The sequence below is a fragment of the Flavisolibacter ginsengiterrae DSM 18136 genome, assembly GCF_059568575.1.
Genome location: NZ_JCANTR010000009.1, coordinates 115,400 through 132,758, shown reverse-complemented (window position 1 = coordinate 132,758; position 17,359 = coordinate 115,400). Strand labels below are relative to the sequence as shown.

Below are 17,359 nucleotides of genomic sequence, written 5' to 3'. Positions count from 1 at the left end.
GTAAAATAAATCTGGTGAACCGCATGAAGTTGAAAATGGTAAGATTTGTTATTGTAGTCTTATGTGTTATTGCTACAAATGGAGTAATGGCGCAATATCAGACGAAAATGTATAACAATGCCTATGGTACACGTGCAGAGACATTTTTTCATAAGGTCTGGAATTATTACCGGGTACCTTCCTATGATTTGTTTTCGGAATACTATCCGCAACAACACCAAGATACACTGACCTATATGCAAGAAGGTCAGGTAGCATCAAAACCAGTTAGTTATTTATGGCCATTTAGCGGGATGTTTACTTCCGTCATCAAATTGATGGAATTGCCTGGGAAGAATCAAAAATATAAGCCTTTCCTGGATACACTTATAAAGGGGATTGAGCGTTATAGAGATACAACAAGAAGTCCTGCAGCATACCAGGCATACCCGGCATTTTTGGAAAAAGTAGACCGGTACTATGATGATAACGGTCTTGTAGGAATTGATTACCTGCAGGCATATGAATTGAACCATGACCCGGCATATCTGTCAAGAGCTAAGGATGCTTTTACTTTTATATTAAGTGGATGGTCAGATGTTTTAGGAGGGGGTGTTACATGGCTGGAAGGACATGGTGATCAAAAACCTGCCTGCAGTAATGGAATGGCCACACTGCTGGCTCTGAAATTATACAAGGCAACTAAAGATGAACAGTACTTGACCTGGGGTAAGCGATTTTATGACTGGATGCATGCTAATCTCAGGGACTCTATTGGATTATATTGTAATGACCGAAAGACAGCAGACAATAGTCTAAACAGAGTTTACTATACATATAATTCGGGTTCCATGCTTGAAGCATCTGTAATGCTGTACCAGTTTACCAAACAAAAAGATTATTTATCGGAAGCCAGACAAATTGCTTCATCTTCACTAACATTTTTTGGAAAGAAAAGCAAAGAGGGTCGCATTACAGTTCTGGATCTCCCCTGGTTTGTATTGGTTTTATTCAGGGGCTATGAATCATTGTATAATGTTGATAGAAACCCAAAGTATATCAATGTTATCATTGAAAATGTTGACTATGCCTGGAAACAATCAAAAGATAATTTTGGATTGATCAATAATGCCTGGAATAAACTATCCAGTGCAGAAATGACATCGCCCAAATGGTTGTTGGACGAAGCATGTATGGTAGAATTTTATGCTCGAATAGCACTATTAAGGTAAAGATTTTTAGATAGCAGTTTAGTCCTTAGCAATTGTTCCATTAAGCAGTAAAAAGGCAGCCCCATGGCTGCCTTTGTTTTTATAAATAATGTTGTAATAAATATGAGGTGTCTTAACTATTTAAAACATTTGGTCATCAGAGACCTATGCTTTTTGTAAACTAATATTTTTTCCCTAGTTATAGTTTTCATCACTCATAGCTAAAAATTGATGTGCTATTTTGTGCATATAATCAAGCTCTAAATAATTCACTGAATAGTAAATAAATCTTCCTTCTCTTTTTGTAATAACCAAATTTGCATTTCTTAAAATGGCCAAATGTTGGGAAGCTACTGGTTGTTCAATATTCAGATTAGTATGAATATCATGGACGACAAGGGAGCCATTGTTATGAATAAGGTGAAGGATATTTTTTCTCAGATTGTTATTAATAGCTCTTAATCTCAATGCGGCTTTTTTCAGGTTGTCTTCTTCGATTAATAATGGAGTTTTCATTTGAGGTTTGAGTTTAATTAATTAATGAATGAATATTATTTGGAGAAAAATGGAAAAAGGAAATCATCCACCTGCTTTCCATTGTTGAAAGGTTTTTAAAACGGCCAATCGTTTGCATAGAACTGTCAAATTTGGCAGATCGTGGATGAGATGAGGGTTTGTGTCGTCTTCACTTAAATAAGCCTGTAAAAGCTTATTATCCGCATTTTCGTTGCTGCCGGCTAATTGGTTGATGCGGCGCTGAATTGCTTCGCTTTTGATTGAATCAGTAATTTGCAGTAGCAAATGATCGGAATACTCAGGAAGGATCTCTTTTGCAATTTGTTCACCTTTTACAAATCTTTCATAGAGGTTCTGGATTTTCTCCTGGATCGATTCAGCACTTGTTGATACCTGGGCAAGATCCCCAGAATTTAAGATCCATTTATGGGCAAGGGACTGCCAATCTGCAATAGGCAGGTTGCCGGGGAGTTTCCAGGCTTTTCCTTTGTTGTAATAGAAAAACATGCGGGCTTCTTTCAATGAGTATTTGTTGGACCTGAAGAATTCTTCGACTTCTGGAAGGTTTGGCGTTTGTATCGAATTAGCGACCCGGGGGGCTACGTTTTCTTCCTGGTCCCTAAAGGGTGGATTGTTTATAACATCCTGTATTTTTTTATTTTTTTCAAAAACCGATGTGTGTGTTTTACACACACTGTTTATTTGTTTATGTTTTATAAGGTGTCCCATATTTGGGACAGTACCAGTATCAAAATTGGGACTAATACCGGTCAATTCCGGGACTAAAGCGTGTCCCAAATCCGGGACATAAGAGGGTAGTTGTGGGCTTAAAATTGGGACATTTGAACTGTGGATATCCTTGTTTGACAACTCATTATTTGACTCTTTAAATAGATCTAATTGGTCATAACTGAGTTCCTGTTTTTTATACAACCTGATGATTGTGATCTTAACCGGTTGATGTCTTGTTATCCCGGCCTGGTAAATTATGTAATGGTTCGCATGAAGATCTTTCAGGCATTTGTGATAAGTGTTCTTAGAGCCAATTTTACATATCTGCATAATGTTTTCCCTGTATATGGGAAAGGGGTTTTGAAATCGATTAAAATTCCAGTACTGGAAGAGGGCTAAGTAAAGGCTCACATGAGAACTTGTGAGCCTGTTATCACTACGAACAAAGGAAAAGAAGGCATTGAGGTGCCTGATATAGTTCATGGTTTGATTGTATGAGTGTTGAAATAGGAAGTTGCGAGATCAGCCTACTATGGTGATCATCTTCCGGCCTTAGGGCTTTGGCTACCCATCAGGATCCTGATATCGTCAAAGTCATAAAATAGCAGCCCGCCAATACGCGTGGAGTTAAGTTTGCCACTTGTACGAAGGTTCTGGAGTGTACCCCTTGATATTCCAAGCATGGCAATGACTTCGTGGGATTTGAGCCATTGTTTACCATTATGTGTCGTGCCTGGCTGGAGGATGTGTTTGAGGTCCTGCAGTAATTCCTGTTTGAATGTCAAGAGATCCTCACGGGTTAATAACTGATCGCGAAGCAGGTAGTTCTTTTGATTTGATTCCTGTGCCATATGTGGTGATTAATTATGGCACAAAAAGAAGGTTTTAGCTCATATGAAACCAGTAACAGGGGTAACAGTACCCCAGTGAAACCCGCTATAGGACTACCTAATATTTTTTAAAATTGTTCAATCTGAGTTGTGAATTAGTATATAATTTGGATCAAAACAGCTATCAAAATATAATTATGAACCTGTTTGTACATCTTCATCAATAAATCTTTTAGTGCATTTTGAGCACTTTTTTCATTAGCATAGGATTTTATCCGCAGGCTTTCAGCAGAAATACTTTCAGAATGAGGAGTTGTGAAAATGCGTGCCATGGTTTTTAAAAGAGCAGTATGATTTTTATTAATTATCATCCCTGTATCTTTTGCGGCCCTAATCCATAAGGCCAATTGCTGTACAGATAGTGATGTATTAATTTTTAGATCTTCTGAATCTTTTTCCAATGGCGCAGGACGAATAAATAAGGATTGCTGGACTTGTATGAAATTAATTTCTTCCAAGAGCCAGCTCTGGATTCTTTCTTTTACTGATGGTTTGTGTTGATATAAGGCTGCTCCTGGTTTCATTACCAGCAGATTAATTTTTTTTAATTGATCGGTAAGCCGTTCGACTTTTTCATGTTGAGTAGTATTCAATTCATGACGGATTCTTTCGATTGCAAAGTTTATTAATGAAGTACTATTGAAGTTCCAATAAATCAAAGACTGAATGATAGTATCTTTCGAAATTGATTCCTGATTAGGTAATTGAATGATTTCTTTTACCAGGTTTTTCATGTAGATCATTTGCTTATAAGAAATGCTTCCATTTTTTGTTTTAATGAAGGTTTTTATTGGTTTGAGAATTATTTCCGCCAGTTTTTGATCTATTGATTCCAAAAGGAATTTATGGACTTGTTTTAATTCCCTGGACATATCCTGTTGAATTAAATTAAGGTAACAATCCGGGACTTTTTCTTCCTGATTAAAAAACCTGTAATAGCGCTGTTCTATATGGGTCAATAGTTCATCCAGTTGCTGGAGAATGGAATCAAAAAGAATTTGATAGGGAGGTGAAGTATACGCGCTTTTAAAAATAAATACTTTATCTAAAAATTGAATGATGGTGCCCTGATACTGTTGGACCAGTAGTTCAATTTCCTTTTCCTTTTTGAGTTTTACGGATCGCCGCAAAAGGTACCTTGCAATATTTTCTATTTCCGATTTTACATTTAGAGACCAGTTCTCAATGTGATTACCAGTTATGTTAAGGTTATTATTTTTTTGAGGGTTTATTTCTATCGCGATCAAATGATCGAGACGTTCCAATGCATGTTTCACAATACTGAAAATTTAACCTGCACTATAGGGGCATAGGATTACTGCACCTGCATGGCAGCTGTTCATATAAAAAGCAAATCGGTATTTGGTTAATTAGGAAAGGGTGGTGGAATTAAGGGGAATCTTAAAAGAGGAGAAGGGGAACGGATTATAGATTGATATTTTCATCGGTGTTAATTTGGGAGCGCAAATATATATACAGTAAAATACTGATAGATGATTTTAATCATATAGTTGTTTATTAGCCTGTTTTTATTGAAGCTTCTTTAATATTTGTATTCAGCTTGCTGCGTAACATTTGCATATCTCCGCTCACTTTTTTATCAAGAATCTTGGCATAGATCTGCGTGGTTTGGAGTTTAGTATGACCCAACATTTTACTTATGGATTCAATAGGAACTCCATTAGTTAGTGTAACAGTGGTTGCAAAGGTGTGCCTGGCCATATGAAAGGTCAGCTCTTTGGTTATTGAACACACTGTTGCTATCTCTTTCAGGTATGCATTCATTTTTTGATTGGAGGGTACGGGAAGTAATTTGTTTTTTGCCTGGCACTCGGTATGGTAGGCATATTTATTAAGTATTGCCATGGCTGGAGGTAATAATGGTATTCTTGATGCAGTCTCAGTTTTTTGACGGTGCGTGAAGATCCATTTTTCACCATCGATACCTATTGCAATGTTTTCCTTTGAAAGATTGAAAATATCGATGTAAGCAAGGCCTGTATAACAGCTAAACACAAAAATATCTCTTACATATTCTAATCTTTTAAATGCTAATTGCTTTTCCTGGATTGCTTGTAGTTCCTGTTCGGTTAAAAATTCTCTTTCTGTTTTTTTAGCCTTGACTTTGAAAGCCATAAACGGATCTTTATCAAGCCAGTTTTTAGCCACGCACTCTCTAACTATTTTCTTCAGGTTTTTGATATACTTGGCATTAGTATTTATATCAATATTTTTTTCTGCCTTGAGGTAAAATTCAAAGTCATTGATAAACTCGAAATTGAGTTTCTTAATATCCAGGTCTTTAATCTTGTATTTCCAATGCAAGAAATTCAAAACATGTTTCCTAGTTGTCTCATACTTTACCCAGGTAGCTTTGGAATAATCCTTTCCCAATAAGGTTTTAATATCATTATTGTGTTGCTGAATAATTTCCATCAACATCCTAGGTCTCTCCACTATTCCCTGGTATTCCAATTTTAGTGTTTCTGCAGATATTGTGGCGTTGCGAGCTTCTAATTTGCTTTGACAGCTCAAAAGCTTTGCCTTAATCAATGCCAGGTAGTTATTGATTTCTTTCCCTTCACCATTTTTAAGGGTAACCATTTGTGATTTAGGGTTCCAATTTAAAGGCGAAATATCCCGGTGGATAGCTAGTTCAGCCCGCTGGCCATGAATAGTGATTCTTGCATAAAGCGGAGCTTTGCCATTTTTCAGTTTATTTTTTTTGATCCAAAAGAGGATACTGAAGGATGAATGTAAGGACATGTGGTGACCTTTTAAATTTTGAAAATTTGTTAAAAGGCACCTTAGCTTCTTTTATTTGTTCGTAGTGATAGAGAAGGAGGAATGCATCTGAAAAATTGTGCATTCGGTTACCTCAAAGATCTGGAAAAGGTTGGTAACCGAATAGGTCTCCAACAGATTGGTCAAAATTGATTCACCTTTTACATGGGGAAAGAAAAAAGCCGCTGAAAATCATGCATTTCAAGCGGCTTTGAACTTTGTTGTTTAACTTTTTGCGGACCGGACGGGACTCGAACCCGCGACCTCCGCCGTGACAGGGCGGCATTCTAACCAACTGAACTACCGATCCTTATTCGTTGGGGGTGCAAAAATAGGAGAGAAAATAATTCCACCCAAAACAAAGTAAAATCTTTTTAAAAATTCCTTTACCTGCATCCCTAACTGATCTTTTTTAAAGGAAATAAGGACCATTCCTGCTCATTAATGAGTTGTTGCAGGGCAATAGGTTCTCCATATCCTCTTTCTGCAGGTCCCAGGTTCTTGTGTTGCTGGTGCATTTGCTTTTTTAGCGATACATAAGCTTCGAAGCGCTCCTGCCTGTAATCCTCCAGTTTTTGTTGGACTATCAAATGGGCCTGCAAGCCCTTGTAACTTCCATATTTCCCATTCCTGGCTAGCTCAAAGAAAATGACCAGGTCCTCGATGCTTAACTGGTCTTCCATGGCAGCCAGCATGATCTCGCAAGCACAGACAGCAAACTTTGTTTCTGAAAGTTTGCTGGTTTTATTAAGTGGAACAGTCGAATAAAACTCCTTAACCAATAGTTTTATGAGCTGGTGTATCCTTTTTAGACCGTATTCGTGCATAAAGCCCGGAATTCTTTCTGTTAAGGGAATGGAAAGCAGCATATGATAATCAGCATTTCCATCTTTTACAAATTGCTGCAATGCCAGGCCGACAATGAGCTCATATTCCAAAGAATGCACAAATTGCTTTTTTGTCTTTTGAGTAGCCCTTGGCAAACCCTTCCCAACCTCTTTTTCCAGGGGAACTGCTTTTGATGTATGATTCATGTGATCCTTTCTGATAAGAATATTTTAAAAAAGGGATGATAATTCCTGCATCGTTAGCTTGCTTTGGCATAGCTCACACGCATCAGCTTTAAGCGCTGGTAAAGACTTCCAATGACCAATGCGGCATTGGTATCATTCAGTTCAGCTTTATGCCATTGCTCATCACTGTCCATTACATACAGTTCATCAGCAGGGCTAACTGAGACAGCCCAGGCACTGAATGGATAGCTATGCGGCGTGATCTTTACTTCCACGGCATTGTTGAAATACAGGTAATCATGATCAACCAGGTCCTTGATGATTTCAACGCATTCTTTTAAAATAGATTTTGTCATAGCGATCAATTTGCGGCCAGCAAATTTTGCTTACCTGGCCAGGGTGATTCGATAAGTTGACCGTGAGGTTTTATTGGCTCCTTCCAATACTTCACCGGTTTCCGGGTCAACCATTATTTTCCCAGGAGATATTTTCCGAAGTTTTTCTTCCAGCTGTTTTTTTCTTGCCTGCCAATAATTTAGCTGTTCATTGATCTCATTCCATTCGGCATTGTGTGAATAATCATAGCTTATCCCTGCCTCGCAGATCTCGATCCTGGCACCCGAAGGAGTGGAAAGCCTGCCATTATTTTTTGATAATTCTTCCCTCAGGAATTCTATATAGCCTTCATTCTTACGGACAGCTTTTGCAAATTCTTCCATAGATGCTAAAGCTTCAGCCACCTGGAATACATTCCCTTCTTCCATCAGAGCTGCTACAGATTGGCTTGCCAGCTCCGCAATCTCTGTTTTAGTAAGTCCCTCCCGTATAGATGGCAGAGAATAAGAGTTATGCTGCGTTAAGTGTTTTTCCATTGATCTGGTTTCTACGGTTAGCGATTAATTGTTGCAATAATGGATTGGCATCTACTTCTGGTTTATTCCTTTGGTACAGGTCAACCAGGTCACGGTGCGTACTGCAGGTATCCACCCTGTTGTACCATTCGCTGCCCGGTCTTAATACAGTAAAATCTTCTTCACCCTGTTCGCACCAGTTGGCTATCAGTTTTCCTGTTTCTTCTGAAGGAACAAATGCTGGTTTGCCCATGAACAGGTTAGTACGGTCCTTTGAAGCTGAGGCATTGTGCTGCGCATCCATTTCAAGGTTTAAGGTCAGCTCATATTCAAAGCCCTCCCTCGTGATCTCACGAAGTCCTGCTTTTTCGATCTTTAACTTATTGCCGTCCTTAATCATTTCATAGTCCTGTTTGCGACGCACGGTAGTTATGATATGCGAAGGGCTATGAAGAATAGCTTCCAGGAACGCCTGGTGGCGAGGTGTCACTTTTGCCCAATCCTGGTATTTTCCACCAAGGCTCTCCACTATTTCCAGGCAACCGCCCTTGCCATCCCATTCCTGCGAGATAGAATCAATGATGATAACCTCCATGCCTGCTTTTTCACATGATCGTATGGCCTCAATATATCGTTCTGGGGAAAAGGGAGCTGTGAGACTTAATACATTGTATTCGCCCAGGTGTGCATATAGGTCGGCGCTTCCATTTTCCGTATCAATGATAGCCACCCTGGATAGGTCGCCGCAAAGGCCTTTTGCTATGAGTATGGCACTATATGTTTTTCCTCCGCCTGAAATTGCTGAAAGTCCCAGGCGGATCTTTGCTTTTTTTCTTGTTGCTTTTCTTAATTGCATCCTTATTCTTGTTTCAATTAATAAAATGTGTAACAGTTAAGCTGCTTTCTTCAACCGATTCTCAAAAGTTTGAGCAAAATACCTGATGGCCGCTTCGGTGATCTCGTCCATGGCGCCCGTTACTTCCAGTACTGGTTTAATATCCGTACCATGCCATTTCACAAAATCTATGTCTACGCCATAACGGTCAAAAATGTCAAGCATGGAGGCATTAGGGTTAAAATAACCAATACCCTCAACTTCCAGGTCACCCACATGTTCCGTGACAATCTTCAGATCACGAACCACTTTATGTTTAAGAGGGAAGCGGAAAGTGAATTCTTTTTTAGTCTTCCTCATAATTTGGAATTGTGATTATTTGAACTAAATTTGTGAATATTAAAGGTACGTATTCACCTATTATCCACACAATATTCACATAAATATTCACAATAGCTTAACATTATGGAAAACAATTATAACTTAATGGAAATCAGGCAATTATATGGACTTAGCCAGACTGATTTTGCCCGTAAGGCAAAGATGAGCCGTGAATTAGTGAGTAAAATTGAAAATGGTAAAATAGAAATGAAAAAACCTACCTGGAAGAAGATTCAGCGCTTTTTGCAGGATAATCCTTTAATAAAAAATTCACAAGATGTGAATATACTGGGGATCTCTTCACTTTTTTATTCCCAGGGCAATCACAAATATTTAGATTCCAGGAGAGATCATAAAAATGATCCAGCTTCTATTTTAGTTCCAATGGTAGGCATTAAGGCCCAGGCAGGGTATGTGAAAGCATATGAACAAGTAGATTATATGGATAGCCTCGAAAAATATTCCTTGCCACCGGGGGTTAATTCACTTGGAGCCATCTGGCGATACTTTGAAGTTGATGGAGATAGCATGGAGCCTACACTAAGCGCAAGGGATGTTATCCTGGCAACTATGGTGCACCCTGAAGACTGGAGTGATGTAAAGAATTTCTGTATATATATCATCCATACCGCAGATAAACTTCTTGTTAAGCGGGTATTTAAAAGATCGCCCAAAGAATGGGTGTTGATCTCTGATAACGAGGAGCAATACCCGCAGGTGCCTCTATTGCTGGAGGAAGTGAAACAAGTCTGGCAATTACGCCGGCATATCCGCTCCAAAGCACCTCAACCCAAAGATTTTAAGATCATTGCCTAGCCCGGCTTTGTTTTCCTTTTGCCTTTAGTTTCTGTGTTCATTTATGCAGGCCTTCCAGTATATTTATAATAAAAGCGTATGCAACCACCTGTACTGAAGGTATTGTTCCTGGACATAGGAGGCGTTTTATTGACGAATGGCTGGGGACACGCGTCAAGGCAAAAAGCCGCAGGGATCTTTGGTTTTGATTATGAGGAAATGAACGCGCTACACGAATTCATCTTCAATATTTACGAAATAGGTAAGCTCACCCTTGATGAATACCTGGACACAACCTTATTTTATAAGCCGCGCGATTTTACAAGGGAAGATTTTAAATCCTTTATGTTCTCTGAATCACAGCAACTGCCCCAAACTTTGGAATGGTTGATCAACTGGAAGCAAAGCAAAAAGGAAGAGGTCAAGGTTATTTCCATCAATAATGAAGGACGTGAATTGAACGATTACCGCATCAAGAAGTTTGGACTTCATCGTTGTTTTGATGCCTTTGTTTCTTCCTGTGAGGTGGCTATGAGAAAACCTGATCCTGGTATTTTCAAACTGGCATTGGGCATAGCCCAGGTGAGCACGCAGGAATGCCTGTATTTCGATGACCGTAATTACCTGGTGGAAGCGGCACGTCGAGCGAATATTCCATCATTTCAGCATACGGGATTTGAACAAATGAAAACTATCCTGGAGCAGTATCCATAGTTCTACCTCGTCATGCGTTTTACTACATTAAGCTGTTGCGATGAATCCCAAACAACTGGCAGCATTAAAGGCTGTTGAATACATCAGGGAAGATATGATCGTTGGCCTGGGAACAGGTACCACGGCTTTCTATGCTATTGAAAAAATAGGAGAGATGGTAAAGAATGGTCTGCGCATCAGGACTGTATCCAGTTCGCTGTCTTCTGCAAGTCAAGCTGCAGCATGTGGAATTCCACAGGCAGGCATGACCGAAATAAAAACTATTGATATTTATATTGATGGAGCCGATGAAGTGGATGATCAATTTAACCTGGTGAAAGGTGGAGGTGGTGCGTTGACCAGGGAAAAGATCCTGGCATTTAATAGCAGTTTATTTATCGTAATTATTGATGATTCCAAATTGTCCGCTACACTTGGCCGTTTTCCCATTGCTGTTGAAATGGTGCCCTTTGGCTATAATCTTGCCATTCCTCATCTGGAAGCGCTGGGTTGTAAAGCAACTGTTCGTCAGTCCGAAGATAATTTTTATAAAACAGATAATGGTAACTGGATCATTGACTGCCAGTTTCAGTCCATTAAAGATCCTAAAGCTATGGAGGAAGATATGCATGCTATTCCGGGAGTAGTGGAATGTGGCTTGTTTTCAAATAGCTGGGTAGATTTGGTAATTAGCGCAAATGAAAATGGAACAGTAAGGGAGTTAAAACGAAACTCATCATAGATCTGTAACTGTTCAGTTGAACAGCGTCCTCCTTAGTTTATTGGAAAAGAATTTAACTTTATACAGGTCAGATGTACCCCCTTCTTCCGTACAGGATATTTCATCACTGCTAAATAACTGGTTATGAAATCTTATTGCCTGTATTTTACTTTTTTTCTTTTCGTTTCCTTTTCCGCAGCAGCACAAAACCAAACAACAAGGGCCAATACTTCTTCAGGTTCTAAAACGGCCCAGCCTACAGGTCCTTCCGTCAATCAATCGTTAGCTGGTAGGACCGATTCAATAAAGATGGCAATGAATGATCTTAAAACCTCGTTCAATTCACTTTTTGGAAATAAAAGAGATACGATTTCCATCTATATTTCCAATATAGAGTATGACGATAATAACCTGGCCATATTGAAAGATGATCTGAAAAAAATAAAAGGCGTCAAAGCCGTGAACATGCAATACAAGCAATCGGCTGCCCTGCTGGACATTTCCTTTAAAGGGAAATCAGCAGACCTTTGGGATAAACTTCCAGCTGAAGCAAGATCGCCTTTTAAGCTGGTAGAGGCAGGAGACTATAATATTACACTTCAATATAAAACTAGTGTTGCTACAAAACAGTAGTGATAGTCTGAATTATTTTTAATGTGCCGGAGATTTTTTAGGAATGGATAATGATGTCCATTGATTCCCCCTGATCCATTTTCCAAGGTAAACGATCTGCCCGACATGCGTACTATAATGTGCCAGTTGCCGATTGATGGCATCAACTACTACTAATGGCTGCTGACGAATAGTAATTTGTTTTAGTAAATCTTCAGCGGTTAAGGAACCCAGTGTTCGAAATAAAAGATTCCAGCCTTCTTCCCATTTTTGTATCAGTTGCTCCGGGGATAGATCATTTACTTCAAATTCTTCATCTCTTTGTCGCCAGTCTTTTTCTCCATCTTCATTCAGGAAGTTAGTCCAGCGGCTTATCATATTTCCATGCATGTGCTGTATAATGATGGCAATGCTGTTAGACGCTTCGTTGGGTTGAAAATGCAAATCCTTTCCTGCTAATTGAGCGAATGTTTTATCGCCAAGCGTTTTGTATTCCCTAAAACGTTTGATGGCACTTTCAAGGAATGCAGTTCCTATTTCCATAAGATGATATTACCTTTTAATAATCATGGTGCGTAGCCTGCAGCCCCATCATCTCCGCGGTTGTCTGCAACAGCTTCCATGCCTCCCGGTGTTTTTTTGATCACTTCAGTACGGCCAATGGAGCCGCGTTCTTTGATTGTATAGCCCATTTTTTGAAGTGCAGTTCTTGTTGCTTCCGGAAAAGACCTTTCGACATCTATTTGATCAGGCAGCCACTGGTGGTGAAACTTCGGTTTGTTTACAGCATCTTCCGCGCTCATGCCAAAATCAATGATATTGACAATGGTTTGAAACACCGATGTAGGAATTGTAGTGCCCCCCGGTGTGCCTACCACCACGAAAGGCTTCCCATCTTTCAACACAAGCGTAGGGGTCATAGAACTCAACATTCTCTTGCCGGGCGCAATGGCATTGGCTTCGCCTCCCACGGCGCCATATAAGTTAGGAACGCCTGGTTTTACACTAAAGTCGTCCATTTCATCATTGATAAAAAAACCTGCACCGCCAATCACTGTTTTACTGCCATAGGAATTATTTAAAGTAGTTGTAACTGAAACGGCATTGCCTTCAGCATCCAATACTGACAGGTGTGTCGTTTGTTCGCTTTCCTTTATCTGTAATACCCCCGGCTTTATTTGTGTGCTGTTTCCGGCTATGCCTGGCTGATAATCGCTCATTCTTTTTTTCAGATAGACTTCATTTGTGAGCTGCGCTTCCGGGACTTTATAAAAATCCGCATCTCCCATATATTCAGCCCTGTCTGCATAGGCACGGCGCTCCACTTCCGTCATTAATTGCACTGCCTGGGGAGAAAGAAAACCGTAAGAGGCAACCGGCTTGTCTTCCAGCATTTTGAGCATCTGGTGTAATAAAATACCCCCGCTGCTAGGCATAGGCATCGACACAATGGTATAACCCCGGTAATCGAATGTGTGAGGGGTACGCCACTTTACCTTATAGTTTTTAAGGTCATCTAATGTAATGATACCTCCGCCTCGTTTCATTTCTTCCACTATCAGTTCCGCTGTCCTTCCCTGGTAAAAACCAGCTTCACCTTTATCCCTGATTAGCTTAAGCGTAGCGGCAAGCTCATTTTGTACCAGTGTGTCTCCGGCTTTCCATCCCGGGGTTTTGAGAAATGCGGATGGTTGCGTGTTGTATAGTTGCAGATCGTGCTGAATGCTATTTAGGGAACTGGCTTCTCTTTCAGAAATGGCAAAGCCTTTTTCGGCCAGGTCAATTGCCGGCTGAATCAATTCCCTGAAGGAAAGCTTTGCGTATTTCATACTGGCAAACAAGCCTGCAATGGTACCAGGTACGCCGCTGGATAAATGTCCATTGATGCTTTTTCCTGTCACCACATTGCCATTGGCATCAAGGTACATATCGCGGTGCGCTGAAGAAGGAGCCATTTCCCTGTAATCCAGGGCCAGTGTTTCGCCATTGGCAAGCCTTGCTACCATAAAGCCACCTCCTCCAATATTGCCGGCACCCGGATATACAACAGCTAATGCCAGTTGGGTAGCTATGGCAGCGTCAACAGCATTGCCCCCTTTTTTTAAAATGGCAACGCCTACTTCGCTGGCCAGTGGATGAGCCGAAACCACTGCGCCTTTCTGAACCACCATTTTTTTAGTGATCGTATAATGCCATGGGTCGACATTGTTTGTATCTATGATCTTTTTGGTGCTGCTGCAAGAGAGTAATATCAGGAACAGGAAGGGAGATAGTTTATTCATTCCAGGAATTTAAAGCTGTTAAGTTAAGGAAGGCCCGGTAATCTGCCTGTCATTATTACCAATCCTTTTTGCTCATAACTACTTAAAATCTTAAATTAGAGTAAGAACTCGTCTCTCTCCAGGCACTACGTATTGCACTGCTATACTGGATTTACTTATTAAAATAAACATTCTGCTATGAGTAATCAACTATCACTTAAAAAGTACGGTTCATTATTTCTTTTATTCCTGGTTACTGCCATCGGGGCCATCGCCCAAACCGGGACAATAAAAGGTACAGTAAAAGATGCCAGTGGCAACCCCCTTAGTGGCGCATCAGTTACTATCCAGGGACGCTCAAGAGGAACAAGCACCACCAATGATGGTAATTTTAGCCTGTTGGTGCCAACCGGCACGCACGTTGTCAATGCCAGTTATGTAGGATTCTCCACGGCAAAGAAAACAGTTACAGTGACCAGTGAGTCTACCGTCATGGTGGATTTTGTGCTGGAGGAAAGAGGGCAGGAGCAGGCAGTGGTTGTCCTGGGCTCCCGTTCTTTACCCAGGACACAATTGGAAACACCTGCACCGGTTGATGTGATCGATATTAAAAAACTGGCCGGTGATGCACCCCAGGTTTATATCAATCAGATACTTACCTATGCTGCCCCTTCCTTTAATTCAGGAACACAAACTGTTGCTGATGGAACGGACCATATTGACCCTGCCTCGCTCCGCGGATTGGGACCTGACCAGGTATTGGTTCTGATCAATGGAAAAAGAAGATACAATACAGCGCTGGTTAATCTGAATGGCACTTTTGGCCGTGGCTCTGTAGGAACCGATCTGAATTCGATCCCCGTTTCCTCGATTGATCGTGTTGAGATCCTCAGGGATGGTGCTGCAGCACAATATGGCAGTGATGCCATTGCCGGTGTCATTAATATTATTTTAAAAAGCAGCGTTAATAAAGTCACAGCATCCCTCACTGGTGGTGAAAATGTTACCAAATTCCAGGGTAAATCAGTAACGGATGGAGAGACCGTGCAAACAGCCATCAACTTCGGCATACCCATGGGCCAGAAAGGTGGTTTCATGAATTTTTCCGGTTCATACGACTATCGCAATTATACCAACAGGGCGGGTGACCGCACAGGCGTGATTTATTCAAGATATAACGGAAGAAATTCTTCCGGAGTGGTGCAAACAGTAGATGCTACGGATTCATTTTTGTCGGCTAACAAATTAACAAGAGGAGACTTTAAACAGAGAGTTGGACAGTCCCTTTTAAGAAGTGGCCAGTTCATGTTGAATGGTGCTTTTCCAATGGATGACAATGGTACCGAATTCTATGTCTTTGGAGGTATTGGATACAGGAATGGCCAGGCAGCGGCTAACCGCCGGCTACCTTCTATTGCCAATAATGTCATAGAAATATACCCGCTGGGTTTTTTACCAGAGATTCATTCAGATATATATGATAAATCCTTGTCCCTGGGCATCAGGAGTAAATTGAGAGGATGGGATGTTGATTTCAGCAATACGTTTGGGCAGAACCAGTTTATATTCAGGGTGGTAAATACCATCAATGCTTCCATGGAAAAAACTTCGCCAACAAGGTTTAATTCCGGTGGACCCATTTTCACACAGAATACTACCAACCTTGATTTTTCTAAAAGGTTTGAGGAGTTAAGCGGGATCAATATAGGCTTTGGTGCTGAGCATCGCTTTGAAAGGTACCAGTTACTGGCTGGTGAAGAAGCCTCCTATACCAATTATGGCAATGCCCGGCAGGTTGGTGTTGATGCCAATGGCAAACCTATACTGGTGCCTGATCCTAAAGGCCCTGTCAGTACACGTTTTGGTGGTGCCGATAGTTCAGCCCGAGGTGGGGGTGCCCAATCATTCCCGGGCTTCCGCCCGGAAAATGCGGTGAACGCTACAAGAAGTGCCATAGCTGCTTATGGTGATATAGAATTTAATTTCTCGCCTGCCTTCCTGGTGGATGTTGCGGGTAGATTAGAGAATTACAATGATTTTGGATCCACAGTGAACGGCAAACTGGCCATGCGCTATAAAGTAGGAGAGAATTTTGCCATAAGGGCTTCCGTGAGCACAGGCTTCCGGGCACCTTCACTGCACCAGCGTTATTTATCAACAACATCTACATTATTTGTTGCAGGCATTCCTTATGAGGTGGGAACTTTTCCTAATGACAGCCGGCCGGCAGAACTACTGGGTATACCCAAACTGCGTCCGGAGAAATCCAAAAATGTCAGCGCAGGCTTTACGGGGAATGTGGGTGATTTTAAAATTACACTTGATGGATATTATATCCGTATCAATGACCGGATTGTATATACTGATTTGTTCCAGGGCAGTAATTCTTCAACAGCTTCACCTACCGACCAGGAAATATATCGGCTGCTCGCGTTGGCCAATGCCAACAGGGCCCAGTTCTTTGCCAATGCCATCAATACGGAAACAAAGGGCGTTGACCTGGTGGTTTCCTATGGACTAAAATTGGGAGGTGGTAATTTCCGTGCTGACCTTTCAGGCAATATCACGGAAACCAAACAAGTGGGAGCTATCAAGGCATCAGACCTGTTAAAAGGAAAAGAAAGCATTTATTTCAGTGAATCAAACCGGTTGTTCCTGGAGCGCTCTGTACCCCGTCAAAAGGTAGGTCTTACCCTAACTTACGGCATCAGCAAATTCAATTTCTTTGTGCGCAATGTGTGGTTTGGTGAAGTGACAGAAGCTACTAATGTTGTTGCTGCACAACAGGTATATGGTTCCAAAGTGATCACGGATGCATCAATAGGTTACAAATTGACAGAAAACCTTCGTTTGTCAGTTGGTGCTAATAACCTCCTTGATGTTTACCCGGATGAAACTTTGGACCCTGCCACAAGGACATCCAACCAGTTCATTTATTCCAGGAGGGCCACCCAGTTCGGTTATAATGGCCGCTATATTTTTGGAAGAGTGGAATTGTCATTATAGTTTTTTAATGTCTTCATATAAAAGGGTTCGGGGATCGTATTCCCGAACCTTTTTTGTTGAATTCATTTTTTGGTTGTTA

18 protein-coding genes and 1 tRNA gene are annotated in these 17,359 nt (G+C 40.8%); 6 read left to right on the top strand and 13 right to left on the bottom strand.

The genetic code is table 11. From position 1 onward, the window contains the following. Positions 1 to 23: 23 nt before the first annotated feature. A complete protein-coding gene (locus tag BP74_RS11320; RefSeq protein ID WP_496374138.1) occupies positions 24 to 1,211 on the top strand; it encodes a glycoside hydrolase family 76 protein in 1,188 nt (395 codons plus the stop codon). A gap of 174 nt (positions 1,212 to 1,385) precedes the next feature. Here the strand turns inward: BP74_RS11320 and BP74_RS11315 are convergent, their stop codons facing one another. From BP74_RS11315 to BP74_RS11265, 11 genes are all read right to left on the bottom strand, one after another. After that, a complete protein-coding gene (locus BP74_RS11315) occupies positions 1,386 to 1,706 on the bottom strand; it encodes an ArsR/SmtB family transcription factor (RefSeq protein WP_496374136.1) in 321 nt (106 codons plus the stop codon). A 63-nt stretch (positions 1,707 to 1,769) separates the two neighbouring features. Next, positions 1,770 to 2,921, bottom strand: a complete 1,152-nt coding sequence (locus tag BP74_RS11310; RefSeq protein WP_496374134.1) for a hypothetical protein — start codon at positions 2,919 to 2,921, stop codon at positions 1,770 to 1,772. A 56-nt stretch (positions 2,922 to 2,977) separates the two neighbouring features. Then, positions 2,978 to 3,289: a helix-turn-helix domain-containing protein gene (locus BP74_RS11305; protein WP_496374132.1), complete on the bottom strand. Its 312-nt coding sequence runs from the start codon at positions 3,287 to 3,289 to the stop codon at positions 2,978 to 2,980. Positions 3,290 to 3,423: 134 nt separating this feature from the next. After that, positions 3,424 to 4,605: a hypothetical protein gene (locus BP74_RS11300; protein WP_496374130.1), complete on the bottom strand. Its 1,182-nt coding sequence runs from the start codon at positions 4,603 to 4,605 to the stop codon at positions 3,424 to 3,426. Positions 4,606 to 4,846: 241 nt separating this feature from the next. After that, positions 4,847 to 6,094, bottom strand: coding sequence for a site-specific integrase (locus BP74_RS11295; protein ID WP_496374128.1), 1,248 nt, complete (start codon positions 6,092 to 6,094; stop codon positions 4,847 to 4,849). Positions 6,095 to 6,348: 254 nt separating this feature from the next. Next, positions 6,349 to 6,422 (bottom strand) — tRNA-Asp (locus tag BP74_RS11290). An 88-nt stretch (positions 6,423 to 6,510) separates the two neighbouring features. Beyond that, the gene (locus BP74_RS11285) at positions 6,511 to 7,146 is read right to left on the bottom strand and encodes a hypothetical protein (protein WP_496374126.1); all 636 of its coding nucleotides are present in this window, start codon (positions 7,144 to 7,146) and stop codon (positions 6,511 to 6,513) included. Between the two features lie 53 nt (positions 7,147 to 7,199). After that, the gene (locus BP74_RS11280; RefSeq protein WP_496374124.1) at positions 7,200 to 7,481 is read right to left on the bottom strand and encodes a hypothetical protein; all 282 of its coding nucleotides are present in this window, start codon (positions 7,479 to 7,481) and stop codon (positions 7,200 to 7,202) included. A 30-nt stretch (positions 7,482 to 7,511) separates the two neighbouring features. Continuing rightward, entirely contained in the window at positions 7,512 to 7,997 is a 486-nt protein-coding gene (locus tag BP74_RS11275) for a hypothetical protein (RefSeq protein ID WP_496374122.1), read from the bottom strand. Beyond that, positions 7,972 to 8,832 (bottom strand): AAA family ATPase, encoded by an 861-nt coding sequence (locus BP74_RS11270; RefSeq protein WP_496374120.1) that lies wholly within the window; start codon positions 8,830 to 8,832, stop codon positions 7,972 to 7,974. The genes BP74_RS11275 and BP74_RS11270 overlap by 26 nt, the downstream gene beginning before the upstream one ends. A 36-nt stretch (positions 8,833 to 8,868) precedes the next feature. Further along, the gene (locus BP74_RS11265; protein WP_496374119.1) at positions 8,869 to 9,171 is read right to left on the bottom strand and encodes a hypothetical protein; all 303 of its coding nucleotides are present in this window, start codon (positions 9,169 to 9,171) and stop codon (positions 8,869 to 8,871) included. A gap of 105 nt (positions 9,172 to 9,276) precedes the next feature. Here BP74_RS11265 and BP74_RS11260 point away from each other — a divergent pair, with 105 nt between their 5' ends. The 4 genes from BP74_RS11260 (at position 9,277) to BP74_RS11245 (ending at position 12,034) form a co-directional block, all read left to right on the top strand. Then, positions 9,277 to 10,008: a LexA family transcriptional regulator gene (locus BP74_RS11260; protein ID WP_496374117.1), complete on the top strand. Its 732-nt coding sequence runs from the start codon at positions 9,277 to 9,279 to the stop codon at positions 10,006 to 10,008. Positions 10,009 to 10,086: 78 nt separating this feature from the next. After that, positions 10,087 to 10,701 carry an HAD family hydrolase gene (locus BP74_RS11255; RefSeq protein WP_496374115.1) on the top strand — a complete coding sequence of 205 codons (615 nt, stop codon included), beginning with the start codon at positions 10,087 to 10,089 and terminating at the stop codon, positions 10,699 to 10,701. Between the two features lie 40 nt (positions 10,702 to 10,741). Further along, a complete protein-coding gene (rpiA, locus tag BP74_RS11250; protein ID WP_496374113.1) occupies positions 10,742 to 11,422 on the top strand; it encodes a ribose-5-phosphate isomerase RpiA in 681 nt (226 codons plus the stop codon). A 123-nt stretch (positions 11,423 to 11,545) separates the two neighbouring features. Continuing rightward, positions 11,546 to 12,034 (top strand): hypothetical protein, encoded by a 489-nt coding sequence (locus BP74_RS11245; RefSeq protein ID WP_496374111.1) that lies wholly within the window; start codon positions 11,546 to 11,548, stop codon positions 12,032 to 12,034. Between the two features lie 18 nt (positions 12,035 to 12,052). Here BP74_RS11245 and BP74_RS11240 read toward each other — a convergent pair whose 3' ends face one another. Together BP74_RS11240 and ggt are read right to left on the bottom strand one after the other, a co-directional pair. Next, a complete protein-coding gene (locus BP74_RS11240; RefSeq protein WP_496374109.1) occupies positions 12,053 to 12,556 on the bottom strand; it encodes a DUF1572 family protein in 504 nt (167 codons plus the stop codon). 23 nt (positions 12,557 to 12,579) lie between these two features. Then, on the bottom strand, positions 12,580 to 14,295 hold the full coding sequence (ggt, locus tag BP74_RS11235) for a gamma-glutamyltransferase (protein WP_496374107.1): 1,716 nt from the start codon (positions 14,293 to 14,295) through the stop codon (positions 12,580 to 12,582). A gap of 177 nt (positions 14,296 to 14,472) precedes the next feature. Here ggt and BP74_RS11230 point away from each other — a divergent pair, with 177 nt between their 5' ends. Then, positions 14,473 to 17,280 (top strand): TonB-dependent receptor, encoded by a 2,808-nt coding sequence (locus tag BP74_RS11230; protein ID WP_496374105.1) that lies wholly within the window; start codon positions 14,473 to 14,475, stop codon positions 17,278 to 17,280. Positions 17,281 to 17,359 lie beyond the last annotated feature (79 nt).

Bases quoted from the DNA above. Each gene is read 5' to 3' on its own strand.
- BP74_RS11320 (WP_496374138.1), top strand. From the start codon at position 24: ATGAAGTTGAAAATGGTAAGATTTGTTATTGTAGTCTTATGTGTTATT.
- BP74_RS11315 (WP_496374136.1), bottom strand. From the start codon at position 1,706: ATGAAAACTCCATTATTAATCGAAGAAGACAACCTGAAAAAAGCCGCA.
- BP74_RS11310 (WP_496374134.1), bottom strand. From the start codon at position 2,921: ATGAACTATATCAGGCACCTCAATGCCTTCTTTTCCTTTGTTCGTAGT.
- BP74_RS11305 (WP_496374132.1), bottom strand. From the start codon at position 3,289: ATGGCACAGGAATCAAATCAAAAGAACTACCTGCTTCGCGATCAGTTA.
- BP74_RS11295 (WP_496374128.1), bottom strand. From the start codon at position 6,094: ATGTCCTTACATTCATCCTTCAGTATCCTCTTTTGGATCAAAAAAAAT.
- BP74_RS11285 (WP_496374126.1), bottom strand. From the start codon at position 7,146: ATGAATCATACATCAAAAGCAGTTCCCCTGGAAAAAGAGGTTGGGAAG.
- BP74_RS11280 (WP_496374124.1), bottom strand. From the start codon at position 7,481: ATGACAAAATCTATTTTAAAAGAATGCGTTGAAATCATCAAGGACCTG.
- BP74_RS11275 (WP_496374122.1), bottom strand. From the start codon at position 7,997: ATGGAAAAACACTTAACGCAGCATAACTCTTATTCTCTGCCATCTATA.
- BP74_RS11270 (WP_496374120.1), bottom strand. From the start codon at position 8,832: ATGCAATTAAGAAAAGCAACAAGAAAAAAAGCAAAGATCCGCCTGGGA.
- BP74_RS11265 (WP_496374119.1), bottom strand. From the start codon at position 9,171: ATGAGGAAGACTAAAAAAGAATTCACTTTCCGCTTCCCTCTTAAACAT.
- BP74_RS11260 (WP_496374117.1), top strand. From the start codon at position 9,277: ATGGAAAACAATTATAACTTAATGGAAATCAGGCAATTATATGGACTT.
- BP74_RS11255 (WP_496374115.1), top strand. From the start codon at position 10,087: ATGCAACCACCTGTACTGAAGGTATTGTTCCTGGACATAGGAGGCGTT.
- rpiA (WP_496374113.1), top strand. From the start codon at position 10,742: ATGAATCCCAAACAACTGGCAGCATTAAAGGCTGTTGAATACATCAGG.
- BP74_RS11245 (WP_496374111.1), top strand. From the start codon at position 11,546: ATGAAATCTTATTGCCTGTATTTTACTTTTTTTCTTTTCGTTTCCTTT.
- BP74_RS11240 (WP_496374109.1), bottom strand. From the start codon at position 12,556: ATGGAAATAGGAACTGCATTCCTTGAAAGTGCCATCAAACGTTTTAGG.
- ggt (WP_496374107.1), bottom strand. From the start codon at position 14,295: ATGAATAAACTATCTCCCTTCCTGTTCCTGATATTACTCTCTTGCAGC.
- BP74_RS11230 (WP_496374105.1), top strand. From the start codon at position 14,473: ATGAGTAATCAACTATCACTTAAAAAGTACGGTTCATTATTTCTTTTA.